Annotated in this window: 6 protein-coding genes; all 6 read left to right on the top strand. The window is 68.7% G+C overall.

From position 1 onward, the window contains the following. The coding region (locus ACN469_RS17985) for a hypothetical protein (RefSeq protein ID WP_498769518.1) at positions 1–208 on the top strand (208 nt) is incomplete at its 5' end. 96 nt (positions 209–304) lie between these two features. Beyond that, positions 305–1177 carry a S1 family peptidase gene (locus tag ACN469_RS17980; RefSeq protein ID WP_498769516.1) on the top strand — a complete coding sequence of 291 codons (873 nt, stop codon included), beginning with the start codon at positions 305–307 and terminating at the stop codon, positions 1175–1177. 63 nt (positions 1178–1240) lie between these two features. Then, complete coding sequence (locus ACN469_RS17975; RefSeq protein WP_498769514.1) at positions 1241–1693, top strand: deoxycytidylate deaminase; 453 nt, start codon at positions 1241–1243, stop codon at positions 1691–1693. A 260-nt stretch (positions 1694–1953) separates the two neighbouring features. Further along, positions 1954–2574: a sensor histidine kinase gene (locus ACN469_RS17970; RefSeq protein ID WP_498769513.1), complete on the top strand. Its 621-nt coding sequence runs from the start codon at positions 1954–1956 to the stop codon at positions 2572–2574. 78 nt (positions 2575–2652) lie between these two features. Then, positions 2653–4080 carry an enhancer binding protein Nla6 gene (nla6, locus tag ACN469_RS17965; RefSeq protein WP_498769511.1) on the top strand — a complete coding sequence of 476 codons (1428 nt, stop codon included), beginning with the start codon at positions 2653–2655 and terminating at the stop codon, positions 4078–4080. 289 nt (positions 4081–4369) lie between these two features. After that, positions 4370–6337: an ArsA family ATPase gene (locus ACN469_RS17960; RefSeq protein WP_498769509.1), complete on the top strand. Its 1968-nt coding sequence runs from the start codon at positions 4370–4372 to the stop codon at positions 6335–6337. Positions 6338–6486: the final 149 nt, after the last annotated feature.

Raw genomic sequence — 6486 nt, 5'->3', positions numbered from 1 at the left:
GGACCACTACTTCGAGGAGCGCAAGCGGGTGCTGCGCAAGAACAAGGAGAACGTCCTCAAGTACCTCTCCGAGGACCGCAGCCAGCTGTCGTCGCGCGAGCAGACGCAGGTGCAGAGCACGCTGAAGACGATGGCGGAGCGCTACGGCTACTGCGAGTACTGCGCGAAGGACGCCATCCTGTTCCTGATGAAGAAGCGCTACGCGTGAGCGACGAGCGGGCAGGCGACCGGCCCCTGTAGGGCGCCTGCTTTCCAATGGGGACGGGGCTTGGGGAAGATGGGCGTCCTTCATCTCGGAGTGTCGATGACCCGCTTCCTCCTGGGCGCCCCCGTCGCCCTGCTCGCCCTCGCGTCGTGTGCCGGCGCGTCTCCGCCTCCCGCCAGCGCTTCGGCGCCGCCGGTGCCGCCGGAGGTGGTGCGGGTGTCCGCGCCGGAGCCGTCGCGACCGACGCGCAAGGAGATGGTGCGCCGCATCCTCCCGCACAACGTGCGCCTGCAAATCACCGAGGCGGACAAGGTGCGGCGCACGGCCTCCGGCGTGGTGGTGGGCTCCGAGCGGAGTGCGGACGGCGTGGTCGCCTGGGTCGTCACCAATGCGCACGCGGTGGTGATGGATGACTTGAAGGCCCCCACGCTGAACGTGCTGGTGGACCGCCGCGCGGACGTGGAGACGCACGTGGGCCAGGTGGTGGCCACCGGACAGGTGCCGGACCTGGACCTGGCGCTCGTGAAGGTGCCGGGGCTGGCGCTGCCCGCGGTGGAGCTGGCGGACGAGGCGGAGCTGGAGCTCGGCGAGGACGTCGTGGTGGCGGCGTCGCCGTATGGCCGCGCGCTGTCCTTGTCCGGCGGCATGTTGTCCCAGGTAGAGTGGGACCGGGAGTCCCGGCGCCCGAGGATGGTGAAGACGGATGCGCCCATCGGCTACGGCGCGTCTGGCGGCGGCATCTTCAGCCTGGAGACGGGCCGGCTGCTGGCCATCGTGGAGGGCTACCGCACGGCGCAGGTGGACTTCGCGGTGCGTGAGGAGAGCTACAGCTTCGACGTGCCCATGCCGGGCGAGACGTTCGCCGCGCCCAGCACCAAGGTGCGACAGTTCCTGCAAGCCAAGGGCTTCGGGCGACTCCTGGAGCGCAGCCTGCCCGGTGAGGGAGGCGTCGCTCACGCCGCCGGACGCTGAGCCGCCTTTTTGTCGACAGCCGTTCGCTGCGCGCTACACCTGCCCGGGCCAGGAGGCGAGCGGATGTCGGGACGTGTTTCGTGGGATCAGTACTTCATGGATATCGCCAAGCAGGTGGCGACGCGGGCCACGTGTGATCGCAAGCACGTGGGCGCCGTCATCGTCCGTGGAAGAACCATCCTGTCCACTGGCTACAACGGCTCCATCCGAGGCCTGGCCCACTGCGATGACGTGGGCCACATGATGGAGAACGGCCACTGCGTGGCGACGGTGCACGCGGAGGCGAACGCCATCATCCAGTCCGCCACCAACGGCGTGGCCATCGACGGGGCGACCATCTACACCACGGCCAGCCCCTGCTGGCCCTGCTTCAAGTTGATCGCCAACGCGGGCCTCGTGCGCATCGTCTTCGGCGAGTTCTATCGGGACCCGCGCATCTTCGAGGTCGCCTCTCAGCTCAAGCTGGAGCTGGTGGGGCTCGGTGAGGCCGCACGCCCTCCCGCGACGTCGAGCTGAACAGGCCGTCCGGAGCACCTCGGAAAACGTCACCTGCGCAACACTCGGGAGTCATCGCAAGTAGCTGACTCCACTCGGGAATTTGCCGGGTCCGGCAAGAATTACCGACCCAGGGTTGACGTTGTCGAACAGGCTCCCTAACTCTTGCCCGCGGTGGGGTGGCGGCGGGATAGGGAGACGAAAAAACCGAGGAGTTTCCGTTGGTTAGCTCGACGGCTGTGTCCAGTAGCGTGGTGCGTGTCCAGGAAGCGACGGATCCCGTGGTGGGCGCGGCCCGCTATGGCGCCGTGCAGACGCTGATGGACAGCCTGCTGCACGACGTCCGCAACCCACTCAATGCGATGGCCATCCACCTGGAGGTGCTGTCGGAGAAGCTGAAGGCGGAGACCGGACAGGTGCCGCCGTCGCAGGAGAAGAACCTCAAGGCGCTGCGCGACCAGATTCAGCGCGTGGACGGAATCTTGAGGCAGTTCTCCGACTTCATCGTTACTCGGGGTGGCACGGCGGGCGAGGTGGACCTGTCGGACGCGACGACGCGGGCGCTGGCCGTGGTGGCGCACGAGGGCCGCAAGCGGCGGGCCACGGTGCAGGTGGCGGTGGAGGCGGGCGTGCTGGTGCGCCTGGCGGACACCTCGGAGCTGGGCTTCTTCGTCATCCAGGCGTTGCTGCGGGGCTTCCGGCGGGCGGAGGGCGGGGGCTCGGTGCGCGTGACGGTGCGCGCGGAGAGCTCGGTGGCGGTGCTGGAGGTGGAGGACACCGGAGGCGACAGCTCGCCCGAGCATGAGGACGTGGTGGCGGCCCTGGGGCTGCGCTGTTCGCAGTTGGGCGTGGATCTCCATGTCCGTGGTGGTTCCTGCCGCCTCATCTTTCCTCGCGCTTGAGGGCTGTACCGGGCGCCTGGCTTCTCCTTCAGAGTCATCCCCCATTCGCGTCACGACGCAGCACCGGAGGTCTTCATCTTGGGTAGCGCACGAATCCTGGCCGTGGACGACGAACGCGACACGTGCGAGGCGCTGGCGGAGATGCTCAGCTCCTGGGGTCACAAGGTCGAGACGGCCTTCGACGGGCACGATGCCTTGCGCAAGGCGGGCGAGTTCCGACCGGACGTCGTCCTGTCGGACCTGGCGATGCCGGAGACCGACGGGCTGTGGCTGCTGCGCAACCTGAAGGAGGAGCTGCCGGACTGTCCGGTGGTGTTCCTCACGGGCCGCGGCACCATCGACGCGGCGGTGGAGGCCATCCGCGAGGGTGCGTATGACTTCATCGTCAAGCCGCTCGACACCGCGCGCCTGAAGGTCTGCATCGACCGCGCGCTGGAGAAGAAGGAGACCCTGCGCGAGGTGCAGACGCTGCGCCGTCGCCTCAAGCAGCTGGGCTCCTCGGACCTCATCGCCCAGTCGGCGGGCATGCGCAAGGTCATCGAGCTGGTGGAGAAGGTGGCCCCGTCCAAGGCCAGCGTGTCCATCAGCGGCGAGTCCGGCACGGGCAAGGAAGTGGTGGCTCGCGCCGTCCACAACCTGTCCCTGCGCCGCGACAAGCCCTTCATCGCGATCAACTGCGCGTCCATTCCGGCCACGCTGATCGAATCGGAGATCTTCGGCCACGAGCGCGGCGCCTTCACCGGCGCGGATCAGCGCCGTCCGGGTGTGTTCGAGCTGGCCCACGGTGGCACGCTGTTCCTGGACGAGCTGGGCGAGATTCCCGTCGACCTGCAGGCCAAGCTGCTCCGAGTGCTGGAGGAGAGCCGTCTGCGCCGGCTGGGTGGCAAGGTGGAGCTGGAGGTGGACGTGCGCGTGCTGTGCGCCACCAACCGCGACTTGAAGCAGGAGATCAAGAACGGGCGGTTCCGCGAGGACCTCTACTTCCGCCTCAACGTGTTCCAGATCCACCTGCCGCCCCTGCGCGAGCGTCGCGAGGACGTGCCCATCCTGGTCCAGCACTTCGTGGACAAGTTCCGCGGGGACTCGGCCAAGCGCGTGTCCGGGGTGCACCCGGAGGCCATGGAGGTGCTCAAGAACTACGAGTGGCCGGGCAACATCCGCGAGCTGCGCAACGCGGTGGAGCGCGCGGTGATCCTCTGCGACGGGGAGCTGATCACCCGCGAGCACCTGCCGCCGGACATGGCGGGCAAGGGCCCGGAGCGACACACGTTCCGTCTGCCTTTTGGCTTGAGCCTGGACGCCGTGGAGCGCGAGTACATCCTGGGAAGCCTCCAGCGCAATGGCAACAACAAGGCGCGCACGGCGGAGGTGCTCGGGGTGAGCGAGAAGACGCTCTACAACAAGCTCAATCGCTATGCGGCGGAGGCTCGCACCCAGCAGGGCGGACCCATGGGCGGACAGGGAAACGATGGCCCGCTGAGCGCCCACAACCTGGTCGCCCGCTGACCTGACGGGTAGGAAATCCCCTCCGGATTCCGCGCTGTTGGAGCGGCTCGGAGGGGGCGTCAAGGAGGCCTTGGCAGGAGGTGCCGAGAGGGGCCGACCCTCCGCGAAACCCCGCGTCAATTCTTGACTTTTGACCTCTGGACAAGGGATTCTGTGGTCGACTCCCACCCACAGGGATGGCCCGGCCGTACAGGTCGACGCACCGGGCAAACTCCGACGCCTTCTTCACGGCAAATCAGGAGTGTGCATCAGAGTGCCGCCGGGGGGGCACAAGGAAGGCCACAACGCAATGAGCGACGCGCGAGTTCTTCACTTCTTCGGCGGCAAGGGCGGGGTCGGTAAGACTACGCTCGCGGCGGCGTACGCGTTGCGGTTGTCGGAGGAGGTCCCGAAGGAACGGGTGTTGCTCGTTTCGCTGGATCCGGTGCGCTCCCTCTCGGATCTGCTGAAGAAGAAGCTCACCGCGAAGCCCTCGAAGCTGGTGGCGGGCAAGGGCGAGGGTGGCGTCTGGGGCCTGGAGCTGGAGCCGGCCACGCTGCTCAAGCCGTTCCTGGCGGACTACCTGCCCGCGCTGAAGAAGGCCGCCGCGAAGGGCACCCACTTCTCCGAGGAGGAGCTGGGCTCGCTGTATCAGCAGGCGGTTCCCGGGCTGGAGGAGCTGGTGGGGCTCTTCCACGTGGTGTCGCTGCTGGAGGGCAAGGAGTTCGACCGGATCATCGTGGACTGCTCGCCCACGAGCCATACCCTGCGCCTGTTCGACTTGCCGGTGGGGCTGCGCAAGTTCCTGGGCCTGGTGAAGGCGGGAGGCGACAAGACGGCGCCGTCCACGGGCAAGGGCAAGAAGGCGGAGGCCGCCGCGGCGGAGCCGACCTACCTGGAAGCGCTGGGGCAGAAGGCGGAGAAGCTGCTGGGGCTGTTGAAGGACCCCGCGCGCACCGCGTTCCACCTGGTGGCGCTGGCCGAGCCGGTCCCCGAGGCGCAGACGCGCATGCTCTTCACCCAGCTGCGTGAGCGCGGGCTGCCGGTGACGGAGATCGTCGTCAACGAGGTGGAGGACCGCGACGGTTGTCCCGCGTGCCAGGGCCGCCGGGGGCTGCAGGCGCCGCACGTGCGCAAGTTCCAGGCGCTGGACAAGGCCGTGCCGGTCCACCTGCTGGGTCGTCGTGAGGTGGCGCCGCGCGGGCTGGATGGCGTGGGGCTGCTCGCGAAGGCGTGGGCGGGTGGCAAGGAGACGAAGGCGCTGGAGTTCGCCGCCGCGGAGGGCCCTCCGGCCCTGGTGCGCGCGCCGTCCATGCCGCCCATCGCCGCGCCGCCGCTGCCGCCCACCCGGCTCATCTTCTTCGTGGGGCAGGGTGGAGTGGGCAAGAGCTCCTGCGCCGCCGCCGCCGCCGTGACGCTGACGGAGAAGGAGGGGCCGGTGCTCCTCATCTCCACGGATCCGGCGCACTCGCTGTCGGACGTGCTCCAGAGCCGGCTGACGGACACCGAGACGCAGGTGAAGGGCACCAAGGGCCTGTACGCGCGCGAGCTGGACATGGCCGGTTGGTTCAACGCCCTGCGCAAGCGGGTCAAGGAGAAGGCGGAGAAGGCCTTCGAGGGCGCGCCCAAGGCGGGCAACGACGTCCCCGCGGATCTGCTCTACCTGCGAAATCTCTTGGAGTGCGCGCCCCCGGGCATCGACGAGCTGGCGGCGATGAGCGTGCTCACCGACGCGCTGGTGCAGGAGCGCTTCAAGCGCATCGTCGTGGACTCGTCGCCGGTGGTGAACTCCGTGCGCGTCGTCGAGCTGGCGGAGACGGCGAAGACGTGGCTGGGCGCGCTGCACACCGTGCTCACCAAGCACCGGGCCAAGGGCCTGGGTGAGCTGGCGGACGACATCGCGGGGATGATCAAGCACGCGAAGCGCTTCGAGGAGGCGCTGGCGTCTCCCACCGAGGCGCGCTTCGTCGTCGTCACGCGCGGCGAGGAGCTGGCCGCGTCGCGCACCGAGCGCGTGGTGGAGTACCTGAAGGAGCGGAAGCTCCCGGTGGAGCGCATCCTCGTCAACCGCGTGGGCCCCAAGTCCACCTGCGAGAAGTGCGAGAACCGCCGCAAGCTGGAGCTGAACGCGGCGAAGGCCATCGAGAAGAAGCTCGGCCTGCCCGTCACCATGGCGCCCGCCCTCGGTCGGCACCCGGCCGGGCTGCGCGAGCTGAAGGCGTTCCGGACGGCGTGGTACGCGCTGTCTCCGCCGGCCGCGAAGATCAAGGCCGCCTGAAGCAGCGAGGTGGGGGCCCCGCCATGGTGCTGGTGGCCTCCCACCTGAAGAACGCCCGCCGAGGCCCACTCCCGTCCGCCCCCGCTGGCACCTTGGCCCTCTCGAACGAGGGGGCCAAGCACTCTTCTTGGGGTGCCTCTGTAGGCGTG

The sequence above is a fragment of the Corallococcus terminator genome (assembly GCF_049194865.1).
In the GTDB taxonomy this organism is placed as follows: Bacteria; Myxococcota; Myxococcia; order Myxococcales; family Myxococcaceae; genus Myxococcus; species Myxococcus terminator_A.
This window is presented reverse-complemented; position numbering and strand designations above follow the sequence as displayed.

What these genes read in the sequence shown, in the direction of transcription:
- ACN469_RS17980 (WP_498769516.1), top strand. Translation starts at nt 305, where the DNA reads ATGACCCGCTTCCTCCTGGGCGCCCCCGTCGCCCTGCTCGCCCTCGCG.
- ACN469_RS17975 (WP_498769514.1), top strand. Translation starts at nt 1,241, where the DNA reads ATGTCGGGACGTGTTTCGTGGGATCAGTACTTCATGGATATCGCCAAG.
- ACN469_RS17960 (WP_498769509.1), top strand. Translation starts at nt 4,370, where the DNA reads ATGAGCGACGCGCGAGTTCTTCACTTCTTCGGCGGCAAGGGCGGGGTC.